Raw genomic sequence first — 21,053 nt, forward strand, 5'->3', positions numbered from 1 at the left:
GAAATAAAATCGTACTGTTTGGGGTCCCGCCCCATGCCAATCAAGCTAAGAAAAGCAAATATCCCAAAACGAGAAAATGGGCATCTCCAGGTGAAAATGCGTAATTTTTTTGTTTTAGGGGCATTATAAAGCCTTCAAGTTGATGGATGTGGGAATACTATCAATATAAGCAGTATACCCCGTTGTATCTGTACTGGATTTATCAAAAGAGGATGCTGAAATGATACCATTGCTTCTGGCTTGTATAGCAGAGGCATTTATTCATTTCAATCCAGATTCTTTTTTAGCTAAGGATGAATTTGATCTCTTATATTGGTGTAGAAAGAACTTCAAAGGATTTCATAGTATCTCTGATGATGGATTCTTACAGGATTTTAAGCAGGTATACGAATGTTATCAAGCATTGCAGAACGTTGGGAAACAAGAGAACAATATAAAAATAAATATGTAATAGCAAGGAGAAGAGCAACGCATGTATAATATACTTAAACGTCAATATAATTACTTTATCCGAGGAGTGATTCGGATTAACGAAGAAGTACAAAGGGAATTGGACCTATTGGCTCAAAAGATTCGTGAAACTGTGTCTTCTGTCCAAAAAATCATCCTTTTTGGCTCTCATGCATATGGCACACCAAATGAAGACAGTGAATTTGATCTCTGTATTGTTGTAGAAGGTGTAGGAGCAAGAAAAAGGGGAGTCATTAATCGTATCAATTGGGGTATTTACGATGTTATGGAAACACCAGTTGATTTTTTAGTGTATGGGCCAGAAGAGTTTCTAGAACGTGCTAGTCGTACCGTAACTATGGAACATAAGATTGCACTAAATGGTAGAACAGTCCCAAAAACTCATAACCTTTTAATGCTGCACAAATCGTGTCGGAAATTAGATGAGGAATCCTCATTGATTTTAGAACAGTGCGTGCAGCTAAATGGTTATGCTACAGATATTCGTTTATCCGTATTTTGAATCACTTACTGTTTAAGATAGATTAATGACTATACAACATGCTCAAAAAGTACTGAGTTTTTATAAAGAAAAGTTAAACATGCTAAATATGCATGAAATCGTAATCGATTAAACATAGAGGATATACATAAAAGAGAGTGCCTATAAAGGGACTCTCTTTTTCTATCTAAAAAAGAGGAGGAATGCTTCATAGTAGAATGAAATGATACTTTGCTATGGGGATAACAATATAATGATGGATAATTATCACACAATTGTTGTTTTGTAGGTACAGTGGCGGTACTTTTAATTAAAGCACAAGGAATCAATCACGATGCATTTCTTTTAGTACCTGTTCGTGAAGCAGAGGAATGCCTTCTTCTCGAAACCAAGCACCTACACGTGAAAAAGTAGAAATATGAGGCACAAATGATAAACCACAAAACTCATGAAAAAAAGGTTATCATACAATCCGTCCCTTCTGTAGATAGTTCAGGTTACTCTTATTCTTTCAGGAGAACGAATTTCTTTATGTATGTATTTTTGAATGTTTGTGAGCTTTATAACACCATTTCTATACTTTAATATCTGAAAAATCTGTCACGAAATATTCCGAATTTTGAAGTTGCTAATTACATATGATTCCATTTATTATAATTATTGAGCCGGCTCCAAATAATGGAAGCTTTCTGGTATAGCAAAGTAATTTTCAATGTTTATCAACTTATTTTCATAAAGCTATTTTATATCAGAATCCACTTTCATTTTATTTTATATGAAAACAAAGCAACTATAATAGAGGGGGATTTAAAAATGGAAAAAAAATCTTTTAAAATCCGTTCAGTTAATGACAATGAACAGCTTTGGACAAAGTTAGCTGATCAAATGGAAACACTTGAAAACAGGGATGAAATGAAATGCTTCAACTGCTCAATTTGTTGTGATAATTGCTGCTTTAATTGTTGCTTCCAAATCTAATTTATACTTACAGTAAATAAACACTCGAAATACTTATACCTTTTAATAAACTTAGTTACTAAATTCATTATTTTCTGTTCTTGCCTAGCAAGAACAGAAAATAATTATACAAGGGTGATTTGATGATTATTAACAAGTATCATTTACGATATCCTTTAAACGAGGAAGTTCTAATGATTAATACCTTAACTGGTGCTGTAGATTTTTTTTCTCATGACTTAATTAATTTTATCGATACATTGTCATATAGAGATTACAAAAATTTAACTAACGAAGAGAAAAATGCTACTAAAATTTTAATTGATAGAGGTTACGTATTTAAGAACACAGAGGATCGGGACCATAGACTATGGCAGGCTAAAAATATTGTAGACGCTGGAAATGAAATGCAGTATGTTATTTGCCCTACATATACATGTAACTTTCGTTGCCCATATTGTTTTGAAAGCCATAGCCTTCATGAGAAAATAACAGCTTTAACCGAAGAACAACTCCAAGCAGTTATGCAAGCCATAGACATCTTTCATAAAGAAAGTGGTTATAAAATCGGTATGATTAACCTTTTTGGAGGCGAACCACTCCTTCCTTTTACTAAAAAAATAGTCAAACAAATCTGTGAAGAAGCTGTTAAGCGTAACTTCAAAATTGGTTGCAATACAAATGGCTATCACCTTTCTTCTTTTGTAGAGATTTTCCAAAACTACCGTGATCGACTGAGTATTATGGTTACAGTTGATGGACCGAAGAATATTCATGATCAACGACGTATTATGACGGGAGGTCAAGGTACATTTGATCAAATTCAAAAAGGTATTTGTGATTCACTTAATCATGGCATTCGTACCATTGTAAGAGTCAATATAGACCAAACAAATATTGATTATGTTTCACTTCTTGTAGACTATTACAAAAAAAACAAGTTATTTGAAAATGAAAATTTCTCAATTTCTTTTTCGCCTGTCACAGATCATACATGTAAAGGCTTAGGAGAAGATTTAATGAAGGGTTATGAAATTGTAAAAAAATTACAAAAAAATATTCCTGATTTTGAAAAATTAGAAAAACAAAAATCTCTTAACTTCGGAGCTGATATGTACCGTTTCTTTAAACCAATTATGCAGTTAGATTCAGAATTAAAAAATAAAATTGAAATGGTTGTTCCCAATATAGTCTATTGTGAATCTGCTGAAGGGAAACGAGTTGTATTTGGACCTGATAACCATATATATGCTTGTCCTGATTTAGTTGGAAGATCAGAGTTCAAAATCGGCGATTATTTCCCTAAATTCTCTCGCCAAGATTGGAAGTGGGAAAAGTGGAAACAATTCAATTCCTTTACCATTCCACAATGTAAATCTTGTGCCTCATCACCTATATGTGGAGGAGGGTGTGCTGCTGAAGCTCTTATAGTTCATGGGAACTTGAATCAACCAAACTGTCCACAAACAGATAAAAAGGTTTTCGAATATTTAAAAACTATTAAAGAAGAGATTTCAATATAAGGAGAGGAACTAAGCTATGATAGCAAGTACCTATAATTCAACATATAAATTATCTGATGGAAATTACGTTCTAATCAATTCACTAAGTGGCGCACTCGATGTAATTAATACAGACATAAAAAAAGTATTAGATGATATTAAGCGTAATAAAAAATTAACTCTTTATCCTGAATTAGAAGAACTTCTCTCATTTTTAACAAAACGTGGCTATCTTTTTAATGACCGTGATGAAGAATTAAATAAACTTACTATTATTCGTGATCGGATGACTGAATCTTTAGCAAATAGTAATTCCGGAGTTACATTCAACGTATGCACAACATATATGTGTAACCTTAGATGTCCTTATTGTTACCAAGGTCATGAAATACATAAAATTTCACATGCTTTAACCCCTGCTGAAGTAGACAAAATGTTCCAAGCAGTTGATAACATTTTGTCTATGGAGAATGAACGTGGTCGATTTGAGAATGCAACCCACCGCATGATGTTATATGGTGGTGAACCATTGCTTCCAACAACTCGAAAGACAGTTGAACAAGTTGTTAAACGTGGAATAGAAGAATACGGTTTTCGTATGTACGCCATTACAAATGGTACATTCTTGCATGAATTCTTAGATTTTCTAGAGCCTTACAAAGAGAACTGGGATTATTTTCAAATCTCTATTGATGGACCGAAACATATTCATGATCAACGACGTATTACAGCTGGTGGCACAGGAACATTCGATCGAATTGCTGCTAATATTTCACTGGCATTAGAGCGTGGTTTCGCAGTAGGCTTACGTACTAATGTGAATAAAGATAATCTTGCATATGTAAAAGAATTAGCAACCTTTATCGAAGATCAACATTGGAATACTTATCCTAATTTTGGTTGGCAGGTATCTCCTGTTACTGATCATTACGGAGATAATCTACCAAATCACCTTCCAGAGCATGAATTACTCGCCGAAATTTATAATATTTTCGGAGATTTAGAAGAATTTATGGATAAATTTAACGCAAAACTGGGTACAGACCTTAACATTCGTACTTCTAGAATCCGTCAAGCCATACGAACTTTTGACTGGGAGAAGGTAAGTGAACTTGATTCCTGCTCTTCTGTCATGCATAGTTTACCTTATTTTAAAGAATGTAGTGCGAGAGAACAGCGTTTCTATGCATTTGGTGCAGAAGGTTTAATATACGCTTGTCCTGAGGCCGTAGGTAAGCCAGAAACTGCAGTGGGTTCCTTTTTTCCTGAATACAATTTAGATGCTGATAAGCATGCTATTTGGGATCAAGATATTACTGACTCCGAACAGTGTAGTAGTTGTAGTATCTCACTATTTTGTGGTGGAGGATGTGCTTATGCTAATTTAATGCGAAATGGTGCCATTAATAAACCTTACTGTAATGATTCACATCAAACCATTTCGACTTATATTAAGAAAAATGAAACTGCCTTTTTAGAACTAATTAAATAAAAAGATATAACTCCACAAATACCTTCACCATTGTGGGGTTACTTTCTCTTAAAGGATGTGATCAATTTGACAGCATCGCAAAATATCTTTCCAAAGTTAATTCCATACGAAGTTTATAATATGGATGTTTGGGAGGAGGGGCCTCGTTATTTAATAAAATTTGATAACGGATTACAATTAAAAGTCACTGAATCACTGAGAAATTTATTCAATTATATGGATGGAACCACATCCATAGGAGATATATGTACAATGGTACAAACGAATCACGATGGCAATATTACTATAAATGAGTTAACAGAACTGATAAATGAACATCTATTACCAAAAGGGGTTTTAGTTGGTTCTGAAAAAAAAGCATCTCATCACTCTGCAATTACATTTAGAATAGCAATATTCCACGCTTCTTACTTAAAAAAGGCATCCAAATATTTCGAATTCTTATTCTTTCGGGGCGTATTTGTTTTATTTAGTATTTTCTTCAGTATAAGTCTAATACATTATTTTTTTCAGGCTAATACTGAAAATATATCAAACACATTTGGATCCGTTTATAAATTTACTATTGCAATTTTGCTGCTATTATTTTCTATTATTATCCATGAACTTGGTCATATAGTTGCTGCTTATCGATATAAAATACAACCTAAAGACGTCGGAATGGGTCTTTATATGATGCGGCCTGTTTTATTTGTTGATTTAAGTGATACCTGGCGATTGCCTAGACGACAAAGAGTAGTTATTGACCTGGGCGGAATTTACTTTGAATTATGGATATTTATATTATTTGAGTTGTGTTATTTTATTTCAGGATTCCAGGAATTTTTTGTAGCAAATCAATTCATACTCATTACAGTTCTATATAACTTATATCCATTTTTACAATATGACGGTTTTTGGGTTCTTACTGACATTCTAGGAATTGCAAACTTGCATACTAGAACCTTCCAATTGGTGAAAAGTGGTCTCCTGGGATACTTTTTTTTCAAGCCTGATTATCGAAAGCAATTTAATGATACAATTAAGAGGATGAACAGGCACTATAAAATAGCATTTCTTACATATGCTAGTATATATTTTTGTTCAGTTATCACTGCTATCTGGTTCATTCTTCGATATACCATCTATTTATTCACATCGCTAGATTCGTTCACATGGGGAAATGCAAAAGGTGCCATTATTGTAATAATTATAGTTTTAATTAGAACAATAGTTGTCTTTACATTAAAATTTAAAAGGGCCGGGAGGGAAAAGGATGATAAACAAACAAACCATCCTTCAAGTAGAAAAAATCAAGAAAGCTTATGAAACCGAAGCAGGAACAATTCAAATTTTAAAAGGGCTTAGCACTAAATTTTATTCTGGAGAGATTGTTAGTATTATTGGTCCTAGTGGAAGCGGAAAATCCACACTACTTGGAATACTGGGATCATTGGATACCCCTACCGAAGGACGTATTATTATTGAACAACAAGATATTACCTCCATGTCAGAAGAAAAGCTAGCTGATTTCCGTGCAAAAAAGATTGGTTTTGTTTTTCAATCGTATAATTTAATCACAACAATGACCGCTCAAGAAAATGTTATGATGGCACTTATGTGCGCTGGAGTAAGAAGCCAAAAAGAAATGATAACAAAGTCTAGGGAAATGTTGGACCTTGTTGGGATGAAAGAACGATATCATCATTTACCAAGCCAGCTATCTGGAGGTCAACAACAGCGTGTAGCAATTGCTCGTGCATTAGTAAATAATCCAGCCATTGTTATTGCTGATGAACCAACTGGGAACTTAGATTCCAAAACAGGAAAAAATATTTTGGACTTAATTTTTCAACTACGTGACCAACTCCAGATGACGTTTATTATTGCTACACATGATACGCATGTGGCAAAACTTTCAGATCGTGTTTTAAAAATGGAAGATGGCCTCCTCGTTCAAGAAACCTTTAACGACCATACAAAATCTAGTGAGCAAGAAGGTGGCATAACACCATGCTACTAAAATCTGCACTACGTAGTTTAGCACGTAATCGTTTAAGAACTTTTTTTACTGTGTTCAGTATTTTAATAGGAGTAGCTAGTTTCTTTTCTATGTCTATGTTGGTAGAGCTGGTTCCGCGATCTATTCACGAATCCTCTAAAATTCTTTTAGGAGGGGATGTGTCAGTTCAATCCTATTTAAAACCGATGGATCGCGAAACTCTTATTTCTTCCATTCCTAAAGAAGAACAGAAAGCGCTCACAACTTCTTTATTAGGTCAAAGTATGGTCAAATCTGATCGGAAAACAACAAGTTTAATTGTAAAGGGAATTGAAACGAACCACTATCCTTTCTTTGGTGATAATCTGTTTCCTAATATTCGTACTTTACATAAAGATGAACTACTACTTTCCAAAAATACAGCTGACCGTTTGCAAGTCAAAGTAGGAGATAGAGTTGAGATTCCTAACCGTTCTACTGGGGCAATGACCTCTTATAAAATTAGTGGTTTAGTAGAAGGTGTCCAAGAATCCTATGGCGATGCTTCAATTTTTGGAACTGCCTATTTACATTTAGATCAAGCACAGCAGCTTTTAAATGTACCTGCAGGCACAATTAATGAAGCATTAATCTTATTAAATGAAAATGTTAATATCTCTTCTTTTAAAAAGAATATTCAAAAACAATTACCACAAAGTAGTGTAATAGATGTTCAGGATAAGGAGCTAGAGAAACAGAAAGATTTACGGATGTTGTTACCATTTCTTCAGCTTTTCAGTATATTAGCTCTTGGAATTGCCGCTATTACTACTTCTAATACAATGAAAGTCATTATTGCTTCACGTACGCATGATATCGCTGTTATGAAGTCCGTAGGAATGAAAACTAAATATATTATTCGATATTTTCTATTAGAAGCATTATGGCTAGCGATTCTCGGAACAGTTGGTGGGATTGTACTCGGCTTATTAGCTAGTGTTTGGCTGACGTCCTATCTAGCAGACGTGCTTTCACTACCGCTACATTGGGGAATTTCATGGTCCGTAATTTTTACAACAATTATTGTGGGATTAATTGTAACCTTCTTAGCTTCTTGGATACCAGTAAAAAGTGGAATGTGTGTATCACCACTTCAAATGTTACGTGATACTGAGAACACAAGTGTGAATTATGCTTTACCATTTAAAAAGAAATTTCAACTTTTTATATTTACTTGTGGCATTCTTTCTATTTATGTTTACAATATAGCTTTCACAACAAATACAAATGGCAACGCAGTCTTTAAGTGGTTTCTTGCTCTTTTACTTACAACTGCAGTTCTGTTATTTATTTTTACTTTTGTCCGATTTATAGGGTTTATATATTCTTTATTATTCAGATTAATTGGCGCCATGAAAAGCATAATGCCACAAAGCCTCTTTCTTGCTTTACACAACATGGCTACTACAAGTAAACGAAATGGTTTATTGGCAGTTACCTTAACTATTGGTGTTGTTTCTGTTGTCTCTAGTCATGTATTTGCAGACAATTTAATTGAGTCAGTTCAAGGTCAATTGGAAAGAGAGGCAATGGGAAATATCCTTATTACAAGTTCCATTCATGACGAAGGGAACGTTGAAAAGCAGCTACAATCTATTAAGGACATAAAAGGATCGAAAAAAGGTTATCAATTAGATGGAAGACTCCAAAATATTAACGGAGTGGACGCAGCATCTATATTCATGAAAAATATAAAAGATGATAAATTTTTTAGCTCAACTAAAATTTCAATAGAAGGGGTAGATACCTCTCTTAACTCTAGATCCTATATGATATCTGAAGGGCGTGATTTAGCTCTATCGGATGCAAAGGGGAAAAAAGCAATTCTTTTGGACAGCTATAAGAAATTAGGTGTAAAAGTCGGTGATACAGTTGACATTCAAATTGGAAATGAATTAGTAAACTGCGAAATTATAGGTTTCTTTAAATCTGGTGTAGTTAAAACCGTTGGCATCCGTATTCCAACTGAAACATTAGCTACATATGGGAAACCAAGCCGAATTACTTATTCCTTAGATAGTGATCCTAAAAAGATAAATACTATATTAACAGAATTAAATGAAAAACTTCCTGGTTCAGCAATGGCATATTCAATTGCTGCTACAGCAATCGATAGTCTTCAGTATATTATTCAAATGCAAAGTGCTTTCTTCTCAATTGTAGCGTTGTTCGCATTTTTAACAGCTGTTCTTACAATTGGAAATCAAGTTGTCATTCGCTTAATGCAACAGACACGAGATGTTGCTATTATGAAAACAGTTGGTATGTCTTCTAGTAATTTGATGAAGTCTATCTTATTAGAAAACACGATTATCTCCCTATCGGCTGGATTAGTTGGCGCTGGAATTGCCCTAGCCTTTTCAGGCATCACTTTACGCTTCTTATTCCAAATGCCGATGAAAATAGATATGACTTGGTCCATTTTAGGTATACTTTTATCTGTTATAACAACAATAATTGTTGTATGGATAGCAGCAAAACAATCATTATCGGCTAAACCTATACACCTTTTACAAAATAAATAAAGAAAGAAAAAAGTGTATTTTGATTATCTAGTCAAAATACGCTTTTTCTATTTTCTTTAAAACAACACATATCCTATGTTTATCAGGTTAAAATTAAAGAATACCCCAGAACGAAAATCTGGAGATCCCTCCCTCACATGCTTGTTCCCATTTAAAAACTGGATTAGATTAAACCTAGTTGATTTAAACGTGTTTCTTATCTCTTATCTTTCTAATTTATTGATTAATAAAATGTAGACTGATCATTAGGTTTTATATTATAAATAGTTTTTATTAAAATAAAGTATTAGACTCAATAGTAGCTATGTAATTATTATACAGTTAATAAGAACAATTCTGAGAAGATGTACGTAGTAATAAAATGGGAGAGGAATAATTTGAATCAAAATAAACCGATAGAAACAGAAGAAAAAATATCTATCATACAAAAAATGAAAAAATGGGCTAGAAACTAAAAAAAACAACTTCTTGTACTTTATTTGGCATATCGAGATGAAAGAGTCCCTTGGTATGCTAAATTATTTACAATGCTTGTTGTTGCGTATGCTTTTAGTCCTATAGATTTAATCCCAGACTTCATTCCAATCTTGGGGTATCTTGATGATTTGATTCTTGTACCATTAGGTGTATACTTGGCATTAAAACTGATTCCTAAAGAAGTGTTGGAGGATTGTAAAAGAAAGGTAGAGGAAAGACAGATAACAAGCAAACCAAAGAATTGGATAACAGGCATTATTATCATTACTCTCTGGATCCTTGTCTTTGTATGGGCTGTAAAAATTGCAAACCTGATTATTTTCAGGATGAAAGAATAAAGAAAGCTACAGAGTATATACAGCTAGATATGGAGGTATTAATGAGCTCTCTCCAAACAGGACAAACATATGGAATATCCGATGCCTATGTAGGTATGACTGATAAAGTACTAACCCGTATGATTTTTATAAATTAATATATGTATTATCTTATAAAAAAACTCAACAGGATTTATTCTGATGAGTTTTTTTGTTTATATAATTTATCAATAATTATTCTTTTTTCTCCGGCTGATAGGAAAGAATAACGACACCTGAACTGGTCGTTCTTGTTTCGATCAGTTTTAAAGCTTTTGTATCGTTTCCGGTTTTAAAGAGACGCTTTCCGCTTCCTACGATAACGGGATTGACTATAAAGTGATATTCATCAATGAGGTCATGTTGCATTAATGTTTGTGTAAGATCACCACTGCCATAGATTAAAAGGTTCTGACCGGGCTGTTCCTTCAGTTTCGATATTTCTTCTATAACATTATCCTTGATAAGATTTGTATTCCATTCGGTTTTTTCTAAAGTTGTTGAAGCAACAAATTTAGGAATGCTGTTCATCTTATCAGCAAAACCTTCTTCATCAGTCATAGAAGGCCAGGCAGCTGCAAAACCTTGATAGGTTACTCGCCCTAGTAGAAGCGCTTCACTTTCAAACAGTAAATTGGATTGAAACTTTGCTACTTCTTCATTGAAGTATGGAGCAGTCCAAGCTGGTTCCTCCATGACACCATCTAGTGAGAGGTACATCGATACAATTATTTTTCCCATTTTGTTCTCCTTTAGTTTTAAATTGAGATGTTTACATATTGGTAAAACAATTATTAATTCTCCAGCTAGAGAAAATTTACCTTTTTAATAGTTTCGACAAAATGTATTTATGTATGTTTTGGAATAAACTAATATATATTCATAACTTTGAAATATTGTATAACTTCTAATTTTTATGCATTATTGATTAGCATTGCTTATTGTGCTAACGAATCAGGATAGTGTGGCGACCGACTAAATAGTTGCTTATCCTCAATTATTAGAAGGGGAGTTTTATTATTTCGCGAATTGATTAGACATAGACGAGTGCTATAATTTTCTATATATACATAAAGAGGTGATTACGTATGAATCAAAGACCGTCAGAAGAAGAATACGCCGGGAGCTCCGGCGTATATATCCGATTAGTGCTGGACGGTAACATCATCGACATTTTACTTGCTCAGGAAAAGCAAATGACCGAACTCCTGGCATCATTGACCGAAAGCCAGGCCGCATATCGGTATGCGGAAGGAAAATGGACACTGAAAGAAGTTGTGGGCCACATTACAGACGCGGAACGCGTCATGACCTACCGCCTGCTCCGGTTCGCAAGAGGGGACCAGACGCCTTTGACCGGTTTCGATCAGGAATTATTCATACCTCCTTTCGGAAGCTGGACAACCGCGCAATTGGCCGAAGACTACCGGGCCGTACGGCAATCAACGATTACATTACTGCGCGGGCTACCAGCGGAGGCGTGGATCCGCAAGGGCACAGCCAACAACCTAAGCATTACGGCGCGCGCCCTCGCGTACAGCATTGCAGGACACGAGCTTCATCACATGGGGGTTATCCGAAACCGGTACTTGAGTTAATCGTCGGCAGAGGCCTTTGGAATGGAACGAACACCACTCATACAACCTTAGATACCGTTCTTATTAGGGTCCCGCCCCACAACCATCAACTTAAGGATTTAGACTATTTTTGAAATAAAAAGCACGTTACTATTCTCTTATGTTAATGAGAAAGGGTAACGTGCTTTTTATGAATATGCACCAAAAACAAGAGTTATATCGATTTTTCTCATTTTGGGGTATTTGTTTTTCTTAGATTGAGGGTGACGGGGCACTACTCTATAATGATCAAATTAAAATTAAAAATAGTTATAGAGACTCCATTTCTCGGAAATGTTGTAACTATTAAGTTGTAAAAAGAACCATAGTTTTTCATTTTTGAAAAGGCTATGGTCTTTTTTAGTTGTAGCAAAGTGATGATGCGAGGAAGTTTTTTTGATAAATCAAAAAAACTTGATTAACAAGTTGCATATAGAACTCATCTACGTATATACTATAAACATCAAAAAAAATTGATGAAGGGAGAGTGAACTACAGTGGCGCAAAATTTCCAGCTCTATGAGAAAAAGTTTAAAGCATTAGCGGATCAGAAACGTCTAGAAATCATGTATGAGCTTTGTCAGAGAGGCCAAACGTGTGTATGTGATTTAACAGAGATTTTTGAAATGACACAATCTAAGTTGTCCTATCATTTAAAGATTTTATTAGACGCAGGTTTAATTGTAAAAGAAACAAAAGGTACGTGGAGTTATTATGATTTAAATGATGCGGAAGTGAATAATTTATTATCAGAAGAATTGTGCTGTATCTTTAGAAAAACAGGCAAAGGTAGCTGCTGTTAAAATTTTAATTTATTAATCAAAAAAAATTGATTAATGATATGTAAAGAGGAGGAATAAGGTATGAGATATGTTCACGTTGGTATAAACGTTACGAATTTAGAGAAGTCCATTGAATTTTATGAAAAAGTATTTGGTGTATCACCAGTTAAAGTGAAAACGGATTATGCAAAATTTTTATTAGAGACGCCAGGACTTAATTTTACGCTGAACGTACGAGATGAAGTGAAGGGAAATCAGGTAAATCATTTCGGTTTCCAAGTGGATACAGCTGAAGAAATTACATTACATAAAGAAAGATTAGAAAAAGAAGGTTTCTTCGCGCGTGATGAGATGGATACGACTTGTTGCTATGCAGTACAAGATAAGTTTTGGGTAACAGATCCCGATGGGAATGAGTGGGAATTCTTTTATACGAAAGCACATAGTGATGTTCACAAAATTGAAGAGTCATCTTGTTGTACGATTTCTAATGAAGTAGCTAAAAATTCTTGTTGTTAATAGGAGATGGAAAATAAAATGAAACGTTTATCTTTTCTAGACCGATATTTAACACTATGGATTTTTCTAGCGATGGCTGTTGGGATTGGTTTAGGGTTTGTGTCCCCTAGTGTAGTAGACGGACTGAATACATTACAAGTTGGCACGACGTCTATTCCGCTTGCAGTTGGTTTAATTGTCATGATGTATCCACCATTAGCGAAAGTTCGCTATGAGGAAATGGGCCAAGTATTTAAAGATGTTAAAGTGTTAGTTTTATCATTAGTACAAAACTGGATTATTGGTCCGGTACTTATGTTTGTGTTAGCAATTATTTTTCTTCCTGATAAACCAGAATACATGGTTGGTCTCATTATGATTGGATTAGCACGTTGCATTGCGATGGTCATTGTTTGGAACGATCTTGCCGATGGGGATAAAGAGTATGCGGCAGGTTTAGTGGCTTTTAACTCGGTATTTCAAATGTTATTCTTCTCCATTTATGCATACGTGTTTGTAACAGTCATTCCAGAATGGTTAGGGATTGAAGGTGCTATTGTCGATATTACAATGATAGAAGTAGCAAAATCAGTGTTTATTTATTTGGGAATTCCTTTTATAGCAGGTATGTTGACGCGCTTTGTACTAGTTAAGTTAAAAGGAAGACAGTGGTATGAAAAGGTGTTTATACCTAAGATTAGTCCACTTACATTGATTGCATTGCTATTTACGATCATTATTATGTTTTCTTTAAAAGGAGAGATGATTGTTAGCGTACCACTAGATGTAGTAAGAATAGCAATTCCATTACTCATTTATTTTATTGTAATGTTTTTTGTTTCTTTCTTTATGGGAAGAAAGATTGGTGCAAACTATCCGGTGACGACAACGTTAGCATTTACAGCAGGTAGCAATAATTTCGAGTTAGCGATTGCTGTAGCAGTTGGTGTGTTTGGTATTCATTCGGGCGCAGCATTTGCAGCTGTTATCGGTCCTTTAGTTGAAGTACCTGTCATGATTGCACTTGTAAACGTTGCTTTTTGGTTTAAACGTAAATATTTTAATGATCAATCAGTCTAAATTTAAAAATAAAGGTGGAAAACAACATGGAGAACAAAAAGACAATCTACTTTTTATGTACAGGAAATTCATGCCGAAGCCAAATGGCAGAAGCATGGGGAAAGAAATATTTAGGAGATAAGTGGAATGTGTATTCTGCAGGAATCGAAGCACATGGAGTAAATCCAAACGCAATTAAAGCAATGAACGAAGTAAATGTCGACATAACAAATCAAACATCAGATATAATTGATGCAAACATTTTAAATCGTGCTGATTTAGTCGTTACGCTTTGTAGCCATGCAGATTCTGTTTGTCCATCTACTCCGCCGGATGTGCATCGTGTTTATTGGGGATTTGATGATCCAGCAGGAAAAGAGTGGTCCGAATTTCAACGTGTTCGTGATGAAATTGGTGAACGTATAAAGCGATTTTCTGAAACAGGGGAATAAATAAAGGAAAGAGTCAATCTTCTATTGTGTTGGAGATTGGCTTTTTCCTTTATTATATATTTCATTGATTTAAAACAACTATTAAAAAGAATAGAGAATATTCTGTCATAGTGTTAAAGTTATAATAAAGCGATTTCAAAAAGGTGGTTTAACTTATGATTTCTGAATTAAGCAAGAATGATTTTTATAAATGTAGTAGTTTAATAAATGAACGAGGTCAATTAGAAGTCAAAGCTGTAATTGCAGGGGTGAATCCTGGTCGAATATTTGTAGATAACGAGACTTCTCCTAATTCGGGACTCATTTGGTTAGGTAATAATGATGGCTTCTTTTTTATTGGAAATGCTGAAAATGAAGAGTTTAATAAAGAAATGAATCATCTTATTAATAATGTAATAAAACCTGAGGCGAAAAAGGTTGGACTAAATTGTTTTGAAGGAATCGGTAATCATTCAAAGTGGAACAAAACAATTGAAAGAATATTTCAGCACCGTAACTTAAAGAGTTGGAATCAAAGAGTGTATATGCTAAGAAAAGAGGATTATGAAAATCATCATGAGCCTAAATTTGAACAGGGATATACTGTGCTAAAAATGAGTAAAGCTCTCTATGAAAATAATAATAACACATTTAAGAACATTGATTTTTTACAATCAAAAATTTTAGAGTTTTGGTCTTCACCAGATTGTTTTTTCAATGAAGGAATCGGTTATTGCATTGTTTATGGTGATCTAATTGTGAGTGTTTGTTTTTCAGGATTTGTATTTGAAAATATACACTGTATAGATATTGAAACAATAGAAGAGCACCAGGGGAGAAAATTAGCTCAAACGATAGCTCATAGTTTTGTGAAAGATTGTTTGGAGAATGACATTACTCCATATTGGGACTGTATGGAATTGAACAAGTCTTCTGTCGCAGTTGTGGAAAATGTAGGATTTATAAATGTATGTAACTATGTAGGATATTATTTTCTATTTGATGAATAATTTGTTGATGCGATGAAACGATAGACATGAGTTAGTTCTATAAGTTTACGAGCCGCAAATGCGGCTTTTTTATTTGTGGCGTAATTCGTTTTAGAATTCTTTTTCGAAAAACTGAATGATTTTTTTAGAATTATCTTCACTTAAATCATAACCTTCACCGTGTGTTTCATCGCTCGTTTTTGCTATTACGATGTCACCATCAGACTCTATCCAAACAAAGAATTCTTGTATAGAATTATCTTGATAAGTAACCTTCATTTTTGAATGTATATAGTTTTTGGCCTCTTGATCTAGAAGGAGTGTTTTTTTCTCTGCGCTTTCCATACTTGTGAAAATTGTTTTCATATTTTCTTTATTTACTACTTGATTACTACTTTTTGAATTTACAGGACTAATCTCAAGTTTTCTCACTTCTTTTTGTTCAAACATAACGTTTTCATATGCAAATTCTTTTTCTTTCACTGCTGTGGGTGCTTCTTTATTGGAAGCTTTCGTCTCATTTGAATTACTTGTACATCCAATTAATAAAGTGATACTTAATGCTCCAATTATACCAAATGTTAATCTCTTCAATAATAGGCCTCCCATCTACTATTTTCTATAATTCTATTTCCTATTTGAAATATCCTAGCTATGCTTAATGAAGTGAAATACATTTTGTTATGGGAAGCGCAATGAATTACATGTACCCTAATTTTTTGTATGGAAGGAGAGAACGTGGTGAAACACATAATAAGAAATGTAGTAATGAATTATTTTAAAGAAATTCATACATTAGCAGTGGAAGAAGAATTACATAAGAACAGTTGGCATACAGATTTACACTATAAAATCATCGTAAATGGAAAGCGATATTCTGCAAGATTTATAAATAGCAAGCGAACAATCAATCCAGCTTTTGGAACGTTATCAAACGAACACCTGAAAGAGCAAGTACGGTTTACGTATTATGTACGCGAACATGGAATTCCTTTTATGCAGATAAACAAGAATAGGGCAGGAGAGCCATTTACACTTGTCGCTTGGAATGAGAAACAATACCGATTTGTCTTGTCTAATTGGATTGAGGGAGAACATATTACACATTGTACAGAAGCTATCGCAAAAGCCTTTGGAAAGGAAGCAAGAAAGATTCATGACATATCTTGCGCATTTCAAAGTTTGATTTTTCAAAAGAAATCACATTTGGATGGGTATGCCCAGTTTATTCATATGTTAGAAAGTAAGGCAAGCGCATGCAAAGAATTACGGGAGTATATAAATCTAGCTACATATCATATAGAGTGTGCATATACGAGTGAATTAAAGTTTATCGTACAGACAGATTTAAATCCTTTGAATGTTTTATGGGACTCAAGTGAGCAGGTAAAAGGAATTGTAGATGTCGAATCGATTGGATATGTTGATCGTATTGAAGGACTAGCCTTTTTACTAAAGTGGTATTCTCGAACAGAAGGAATACATTCGCATGAAGTATGTTCAAGTGTTGCTAGTGCATTTTTAGAAGGGTATAAGGCTCATAAGATTGTAACATCAAATGATTACAAAAGACTTTCTTCGTTACTATGGTTATCCGGTAGTTTAAATTGGAATTTTGTGAAGAAAACACTAAGTGTAATAAGTGATAAGAGGAAATTAGAAGAACATTTGGAAGTTTATAGAGTGAGGGGAGAAAGACTATCTTCATTATTAATTTGTACATAACATGTATTCTCCTAATTTGGGATTCAAATAAGAAACCATAGGAGGTGTTCTAAAAATGAAAATACAAATTGTATTGTTTGACGGTTTTGGAGAACTTGTCTCCTTTGCACCTTTTGAGGTACTGAAAAGAGCGATAGAAGAAGGGGCTCCGTTTACAGTTGAATTCGTTTCAAGTGAACCAAAACAAGAAGTTACTACTTCGTTTGGGGTTACGGTTCAATCACATGAATTTTTACGAATGGATAATCGTCCAGATATGTTCATTTTCTATGTTTAATAATTTGGCTGAATATAACCTAACTTTATTCCCTTTGTGACACCTCCCCAAATCCCATCAGCCTATAAAATAAGGAAAGTTCCACATAATGGACATAAACGATGCTTATAAATATAAAGTAGTATGTTATGAAAATGAATAAAGATTGCAGAGCCTACATAAAAAGGGCCTTAGCTAAACCCAGAATATAAAGTGCTTTTTTGAGGATGAGAAAATATGTATAGGAGGAAGTGACATGAAAGACAATACTCCTAAGAAAATTTTATTTATTCAATCAGGAATTCCTTTTTATTATCCAATGATCGAAGCAGCAATTTTGAATAGTTTACAAAAGATAAACAGCGATACAAGTATGGTGAGTCCAGAAAAAGCTATAAAAACCGCATTGAAAGTGAAACCAGATTTTATTTTGGTATTAAGCGGTTTAAGTGAAGAATTTAATCATATTATGCCATTCTTAAAAAAGGCAGGGTTTACTACTGGACTTTGGCTGACAGATGATCCTTATTATACGGATGTAACACAACATCTTGTGCCGTATTATGATTACATATTTACGCAAGATTTAAATTGTATCAAATTTTATAGAGGGTTAGGATGTAACAATGTGTTTCATCTTCCGTTAGCAGCAAATCAAGATGTGTTTAAACCTTCTCAGAAAGAAGATACATATAAGTATGATCTTAGTTTTATAGGTACAGCATTTGAAAATAGACTTACCTTTGTTGATTCTATTTCAGAGTATTTAGCAGAAAAAAATATAAAAATTGTAGGTTTCGGTTGGGAGAATTTAAAGAGTTATGAAAGGTTAAAGGATAAAATACAAATCTTGCCACTTGCAAAGTATGAAGATGCGTTATATTTTTACGTATCTACTAAAATCAATATAAATTTGCATCGTTCACTAATTGATCAGGAATTGAATTGTAACTCTGCAAATATTCAAGCGTATTCCGTAAATAATAGGACGTTTGAAATTAATGCCGTAGGTTCTTTTCAATTAACTGATATACGTCCAGATGTAGCAAAACATTACATACCAGGTGTTGAAATAGAAACTTTTAATAGTGCATCGGAGTTTATACAAAAAGCAGAGTATTATTTGGAACATGTACAAGAAAGAAAACGTATAGCAAAAAATGGACTGGATAGAACTTTGAAACATCACACATATGATAAACGAATCATACAATTATTAAACTATATTAATTTGAGGGGCGTGAAGGTGTAATCTAGTCATTAACTTACATGAAATAGCATCGATTATACTTGAAGATAAGCATTTAATGCACTGGGATAGACCAGAAGAGATTGCTGAGGACGTTTTAAATTGGTTCATATAAAAAGGTCCGTTGTTCGCATTTGAGCAACGGATTTTCTTTTGAAAAACTGAATCTAAGAGAGATAAGCAAGAGCATTACAGTTCTATCACCAATTCATTTTTTGGTATAATAGATGCGTGGCAGAAAACAGATAGAAAGATACTGCTAGGAATTTATACTTAAATGTTGGGAGATTGAACAGAGTTATGGGGACAGAAAAAGAAATTAGTTCCGCTAAATTAATATGGAAGATGACGCGCCCGCATACGTTAACGGCGACATTTTCTCCTGTAATTTTAGGAACAGTGGCATCACTTTATGTTGCCGAAATTGATTGGCTTTTATTTATTGCGATGATGGTTGCATGTTTAGCATTGCAAATAGCGACGAACTTATTTAATGAGTACTATGATTTCAAACGTGGATTAGATACAGCTGATTCTGTTGGAATTGGTGGCGGAATTGTCCGTCATGGATTGAAACCAAAAAATGTGTTAACAGTCGCACTTTTATTGTATGTAGTAGCAGCAATTATTGGAGTTTATATTTGTATGAATAGTAGCTGGTGGTTAGTCGTTATCGGTTTAATCGGAATGGCGGTTGGCTATTTATATACAGGTGGTCCATTACCAATTGCGTACACTCCGTTTGGAGAATTAGTTTCTGGCTTGTTAATGGGGACATGCTTTGTACTTATTGCTTTCTTTATTCAAACGAATACGATAACGACTGAAAGTGTATTAATTTCAATTCCAATTGGAATTTTAGTCGGTGCAATCAACATGTCAAATAACATCCGAGATATTGAAGAAGATATTAAAGGTGGAAGAAAGACATTAGTAATCCTCCTTGGGAGAGAAAAAGCAATAGTAACACTAGCTGTAGCCTTTTTCATTGCTTATTTATGGATTGCGGTAATTGTATTAATGGGTTATATAAGCCCTTGGGCATTAGTGATGTTCCTAGGTTTAAGAAAACCAATCTCTGCCATTCAAAGTTTCCAAAAAGGAGCAAAGGATCCCGGATATATGCGCATCGCAATGAAATCAACAGCGATGACAAATACGATTTTCGGCTTCTTATTATCAGCAGGATTACTAATAAGTTACTTGTTTTAAATAAAAACCCCCAGTTTCTCAATTTTAATTTAGAGAGATTGGGGGTTTTATTTTGACTTTGCTTCATGTTAAAAACAGTTTCATTTGAAATGAAAATACCAATACATTGCAACTTCATCATTTGTCATATCCAAACCTTTATAAATAAGAAAATCAAATCCACCAATTACAAATCCACATTTTTCATAAAATTTACATGCTGCGACATTATTATTTTGCGTTTCAAGCATAATACCTGGCATATTGCCTTCTTTTGCCCACTGCTTTGCTTGATCAACTAATCTTTTACCAACTCCGAGTGTACGATATTTTTTATCCACTGTTATATCTTCTATGTAAGCATAGTGATTCCAATTCTTTTTCAATACTATGAATCCGATGATTTGGTTATGTAACAGTGCTATGTAAATTACTTGATTCGGTTTATTTATATACTCATTGTACGCCAGTTCTTCATTATCACATTGATTTTGTAAATAACTTTTTTCATAACTTGGAACGTCTTCTACTGTATATTCTATGCGTCTATTTACTTTGGAAAGAGAAAGAATTAACCGAGCATTCACTATAAAACTATCATCAATCTCCGGGAAATTGCCTACATCATTTTTTTCTAACTTTCTAATTAAAAGGTTCATCGGAGTACCTCCCAATAATATTATTTCTTCTGATTTTTTATTTGATTCAAATGAATTGCGATTACAAAATTATAATAGAATTTCAATGGTAAGGCTATCTCTGTATTTTATCTTTATACTAGCATGCTAGTATGAAAATATTGTTTGAAATGAAGCGGATTATTTTCAATTAAACTTCCAAAAAAATCAACGTCTATAGTATCAACAGGTTACTAAAAAATGAGATGATTTCATTAAAGAGTATTTTAGTGAAAGAAGGATTAAAGAAATGATCCTAGTTTTTTCTAAAAGAGTGATTCCATTAAATCAATTCAGAG

Annotated in this window: 19 protein-coding genes and 6 pseudogenes; 21 read left to right on the top strand and 4 right to left on the bottom strand. The window is 33.8% G+C overall.

Features of this window, described 5'->3' with window-relative positions; genetic code table 11:
* The first annotated feature begins 146 nt into the window (after nucleotides 1-146).
* The 3 pseudogenes from QCI47_RS12160 to QCI47_RS30280 form a co-directional block, all read left to right on the top strand.
* Nucleotides 147-451: pseudogene (locus tag QCI47_RS12160) on the top strand (hypothetical protein).
* Nucleotides 452-472: 21 nt separating this feature from the next.
* A pseudogene (locus tag QCI47_RS12165) lies at nucleotides 473-844 on the top strand (nucleotidyltransferase domain-containing protein); the annotation flags it as partial.
* Nucleotides 821-1,085: pseudogene (locus QCI47_RS30280) on the top strand (HEPN domain-containing protein); the annotation flags it as partial. The pseudogenes QCI47_RS12165 and QCI47_RS30280, both read left to right, overlap by 24 nt.
* 163 nt (nucleotides 1,086-1,248) lie before the next feature.
* Here QCI47_RS30280 and QCI47_RS12170 read toward each other — a convergent pair.
* A pseudogene (locus QCI47_RS12170) lies at nucleotides 1,249-1,412 on the bottom strand (ISNCY family transposase); the annotation flags it as partial.
* A 353-nt stretch (nucleotides 1,413-1,765) separates the two neighbouring features.
* Here QCI47_RS12170 and QCI47_RS12175 point away from each other — a divergent pair.
* The 8 genes and pseudogenes from QCI47_RS12175 to QCI47_RS12210 all read left to right on the top strand — a co-directional run.
* On the top strand, nucleotides 1,766-1,930 hold the full coding sequence (locus QCI47_RS12175) for a hypothetical protein (protein WP_000412664.1): 165 nt from the start codon (nucleotides 1,766-1,768) through the stop codon (nucleotides 1,928-1,930).
* A 173-nt stretch (nucleotides 1,931-2,103) separates the two neighbouring features.
* Entirely contained in the window at nucleotides 2,104-3,432 is a 1,329-nt protein-coding gene (locus QCI47_RS12180) for a radical SAM/SPASM domain-containing protein (RefSeq protein WP_229132733.1), read from the top strand.
* A 16-nt stretch (nucleotides 3,433-3,448) separates the two neighbouring features.
* On the top strand, nucleotides 3,449-4,903 hold the full coding sequence (locus QCI47_RS12185; RefSeq protein ID WP_048555288.1) for a radical SAM/SPASM domain-containing protein: 1,455 nt from the start codon (nucleotides 3,449-3,451) through the stop codon (nucleotides 4,901-4,903).
* 66 nt (nucleotides 4,904-4,969) lie between these two features.
* Nucleotides 4,970-6,211, top strand: a complete 1,242-nt coding sequence (locus QCI47_RS12190) for a zinc metalloprotease (protein WP_000127304.1) — start codon at nucleotides 4,970-4,972, stop codon at nucleotides 6,209-6,211.
* Nucleotides 6,159-6,905 carry an ABC transporter ATP-binding protein gene (locus QCI47_RS12195; RefSeq protein WP_000608860.1) on the top strand — a complete coding sequence of 249 codons (747 nt, stop codon included), beginning with the start codon at nucleotides 6,159-6,161 and terminating at the stop codon, nucleotides 6,903-6,905. Before QCI47_RS12190 ends, QCI47_RS12195 begins: the two co-directional genes overlap by 53 nt.
* Complete coding sequence (locus QCI47_RS12200) at nucleotides 6,896-9,448, top strand: ABC transporter permease (RefSeq protein ID WP_061130814.1); 2,553 nt, start codon at nucleotides 6,896-6,898, stop codon at nucleotides 9,446-9,448. Before QCI47_RS12195 ends, QCI47_RS12200 begins: the two co-directional genes overlap by 10 nt.
* Before the next feature lie 479 nt (nucleotides 9,449-9,927).
* Complete coding sequence (locus QCI47_RS12205; RefSeq protein ID WP_048555286.1) at nucleotides 9,928-10,263, top strand: YkvA family protein; 336 nt, start codon at nucleotides 9,928-9,930, stop codon at nucleotides 10,261-10,263.
* Nucleotides 10,224-10,388: pseudogene (locus QCI47_RS12210) on the top strand (IS4 family transposase); the annotation flags it as partial. The gene QCI47_RS12205 and the pseudogene QCI47_RS12210, both read left to right, overlap by 40 nt.
* Nucleotides 10,389-10,476: 88 nt before the next feature.
* Here the strand turns inward: QCI47_RS12210 and QCI47_RS12215 are convergent.
* Nucleotides 10,477-11,022: a dihydrofolate reductase family protein gene (locus QCI47_RS12215; protein ID WP_353811798.1), complete on the bottom strand. Its 546-nt coding sequence runs from the start codon at nucleotides 11,020-11,022 to the stop codon at nucleotides 10,477-10,479.
* A 347-nt stretch (nucleotides 11,023-11,369) separates the two neighbouring features.
* Here QCI47_RS12215 and QCI47_RS12220 point away from each other — a divergent pair, with 347 nt between their 5' ends.
* The 6 genes from QCI47_RS12220 to QCI47_RS12245 all read left to right on the top strand — a co-directional run bounded on the left by QCI47_RS12220 (nucleotide 11,370) and on the right by QCI47_RS12245 (nucleotide 15,677).
* A complete protein-coding gene (locus tag QCI47_RS12220; RefSeq protein WP_353811799.1) occupies nucleotides 11,370-11,879 on the top strand; it encodes a DinB family protein in 510 nt (169 codons plus the stop codon).
* A gap of 515 nt (nucleotides 11,880-12,394) precedes the next feature.
* Nucleotides 12,395-12,700, top strand: a complete 306-nt coding sequence (gene arsR, locus QCI47_RS12225) for an arsenical resistance operon transcriptional regulator ArsR (protein WP_000068188.1) — start codon at nucleotides 12,395-12,397, stop codon at nucleotides 12,698-12,700.
* 60 nt (nucleotides 12,701-12,760) lie between these two features.
* Complete coding sequence (locus QCI47_RS12230; protein WP_061130817.1) at nucleotides 12,761-13,198, top strand: ArsI/CadI family heavy metal resistance metalloenzyme; 438 nt, start codon at nucleotides 12,761-12,763, stop codon at nucleotides 13,196-13,198.
* Nucleotides 13,199-13,216: 18 nt separating this feature from the next.
* Nucleotides 13,217-14,257, top strand: a complete 1,041-nt coding sequence (gene arsB / locus QCI47_RS12235; RefSeq protein WP_309423251.1) for an ACR3 family arsenite efflux transporter — start codon at nucleotides 13,217-13,219, stop codon at nucleotides 14,255-14,257.
* A gap of 26 nt (nucleotides 14,258-14,283) precedes the next feature.
* The gene (gene arsC / locus QCI47_RS12240; RefSeq protein ID WP_061130819.1) at nucleotides 14,284-14,688 is read left to right on the top strand and encodes an arsenate reductase (thioredoxin); all 405 of its coding nucleotides are present in this window, start codon (nucleotides 14,284-14,286) and stop codon (nucleotides 14,686-14,688) included.
* A 155-nt stretch (nucleotides 14,689-14,843) separates the two neighbouring features.
* On the top strand, nucleotides 14,844-15,677 hold the full coding sequence (locus tag QCI47_RS12245) for a GNAT family N-acetyltransferase (protein WP_309423249.1): 834 nt from the start codon (nucleotides 14,844-14,846) through the stop codon (nucleotides 15,675-15,677).
* A 90-nt stretch (nucleotides 15,678-15,767) separates the two neighbouring features.
* Here the strand turns inward: QCI47_RS12245 and QCI47_RS12250 are convergent, their stop codons facing one another.
* The gene (locus tag QCI47_RS12250; RefSeq protein ID WP_139339178.1) at nucleotides 15,768-16,250 is read right to left on the bottom strand and encodes a YhfM domain-containing protein; all 483 of its coding nucleotides are present in this window, start codon (nucleotides 16,248-16,250) and stop codon (nucleotides 15,768-15,770) included.
* A gap of 147 nt (nucleotides 16,251-16,397) precedes the next feature.
* On the opposite strand from QCI47_RS12250, the gene QCI47_RS12255 reads away from it, so the two are divergent.
* The 4 genes and pseudogenes from QCI47_RS12255 (at nucleotide 16,398) to menA (ending at nucleotide 20,098) form a co-directional block, all read left to right on the top strand.
* Nucleotides 16,398-17,381 carry a phosphotransferase gene (locus QCI47_RS12255; RefSeq protein WP_270722206.1) on the top strand — a complete coding sequence of 328 codons (984 nt, stop codon included), beginning with the start codon at nucleotides 16,398-16,400 and terminating at the stop codon, nucleotides 17,379-17,381.
* Nucleotides 17,382-17,436: 55 nt separating this feature from the next.
* Nucleotides 17,437-17,646, top strand: a pseudogene (locus tag QCI47_RS12260) (type 1 glutamine amidotransferase family protein); the annotation flags it as partial.
* A gap of 247 nt (nucleotides 17,647-17,893) precedes the next feature.
* The gene (locus QCI47_RS12265) at nucleotides 17,894-18,889 is read left to right on the top strand and encodes a CgeB family protein (protein ID WP_061130822.1); all 996 of its coding nucleotides are present in this window, start codon (nucleotides 17,894-17,896) and stop codon (nucleotides 18,887-18,889) included.
* Nucleotides 18,890-19,186: 297 nt separating this feature from the next.
* The gene (menA, locus tag QCI47_RS12270) at nucleotides 19,187-20,098 is read left to right on the top strand and encodes a 1,4-dihydroxy-2-naphthoate polyprenyltransferase (protein ID WP_000536359.1); all 912 of its coding nucleotides are present in this window, start codon (nucleotides 19,187-19,189) and stop codon (nucleotides 20,096-20,098) included.
* Nucleotides 20,099-20,178: 80 nt separating this feature from the next.
* Here the strand turns inward: menA and satA are convergent, their stop codons facing one another.
* A complete protein-coding gene (satA, locus tag QCI47_RS12275; protein WP_001050473.1) occupies nucleotides 20,179-20,736 on the bottom strand; it encodes a streptothricin N-acetyltransferase SatA in 558 nt (185 codons plus the stop codon).
* Between the last annotated feature and the right edge of the window lie 317 nt (nucleotides 20,737-21,053).

It is taken from the genome of Bacillus cereus group sp. RP29 (genome assembly GCF_040459765.1).
GTDB classification, from domain to species: Bacteria; Bacillota; Bacilli; order Bacillales; family Bacillaceae_G; genus Bacillus_A; species Bacillus_A paranthracis.

What these genes read in the sequence shown, in the direction of transcription:
- QCI47_RS12195 (WP_000608860.1), top strand. Translation starts at nt 6,159, where the DNA reads ATGATAAACAAACAAACCATCCTTCAAGTAGAAAAAATCAAGAAAGCT.
- QCI47_RS12245 (WP_309423249.1), top strand. Translation starts at nt 14,844, where the DNA reads ATGATTTCTGAATTAAGCAAGAATGATTTTTATAAATGTAGTAGTTTA.
- QCI47_RS12220 (WP_353811799.1), top strand. Translation starts at nt 11,370, where the DNA reads ATGAATCAAAGACCGTCAGAAGAAGAATACGCCGGGAGCTCCGGCGTA.
- arsC (WP_061130819.1), top strand. Translation starts at nt 14,284, where the DNA reads ATGGAGAACAAAAAGACAATCTACTTTTTATGTACAGGAAATTCATGC.
- QCI47_RS12175 (WP_000412664.1), top strand. Translation starts at nt 1,766, where the DNA reads ATGGAAAAAAAATCTTTTAAAATCCGTTCAGTTAATGACAATGAACAG.
- arsB (WP_309423251.1), top strand. Translation starts at nt 13,217, where the DNA reads ATGAAACGTTTATCTTTTCTAGACCGATATTTAACACTATGGATTTTT.
- QCI47_RS12180 (WP_229132733.1), top strand. Translation starts at nt 2,104, where the DNA reads ATGATTAATACCTTAACTGGTGCTGTAGATTTTTTTTCTCATGACTTA.
- QCI47_RS12215 (WP_353811798.1), bottom strand. Translation starts at nt 11,022, where the DNA reads ATGGGAAAAATAATTGTATCGATGTACCTCTCACTAGATGGTGTCATG.
- satA (WP_001050473.1), bottom strand. Translation starts at nt 20,736, where the DNA reads ATGAACCTTTTAATTAGAAAGTTAGAAAAAAATGATGTAGGCAATTTC.
- QCI47_RS12265 (WP_061130822.1), top strand. Translation starts at nt 17,894, where the DNA reads ATGAAAGACAATACTCCTAAGAAAATTTTATTTATTCAATCAGGAATT.
- QCI47_RS12230 (WP_061130817.1), top strand. Translation starts at nt 12,761, where the DNA reads ATGAGATATGTTCACGTTGGTATAAACGTTACGAATTTAGAGAAGTCC.
- QCI47_RS12200 (WP_061130814.1), top strand. Translation starts at nt 6,896, where the DNA reads ATGCTACTAAAATCTGCACTACGTAGTTTAGCACGTAATCGTTTAAGA.
- menA (WP_000536359.1), top strand. Translation starts at nt 19,187, where the DNA reads ATGGGGACAGAAAAAGAAATTAGTTCCGCTAAATTAATATGGAAGATG.
- QCI47_RS12185 (WP_048555288.1), top strand. Translation starts at nt 3,449, where the DNA reads ATGATAGCAAGTACCTATAATTCAACATATAAATTATCTGATGGAAAT.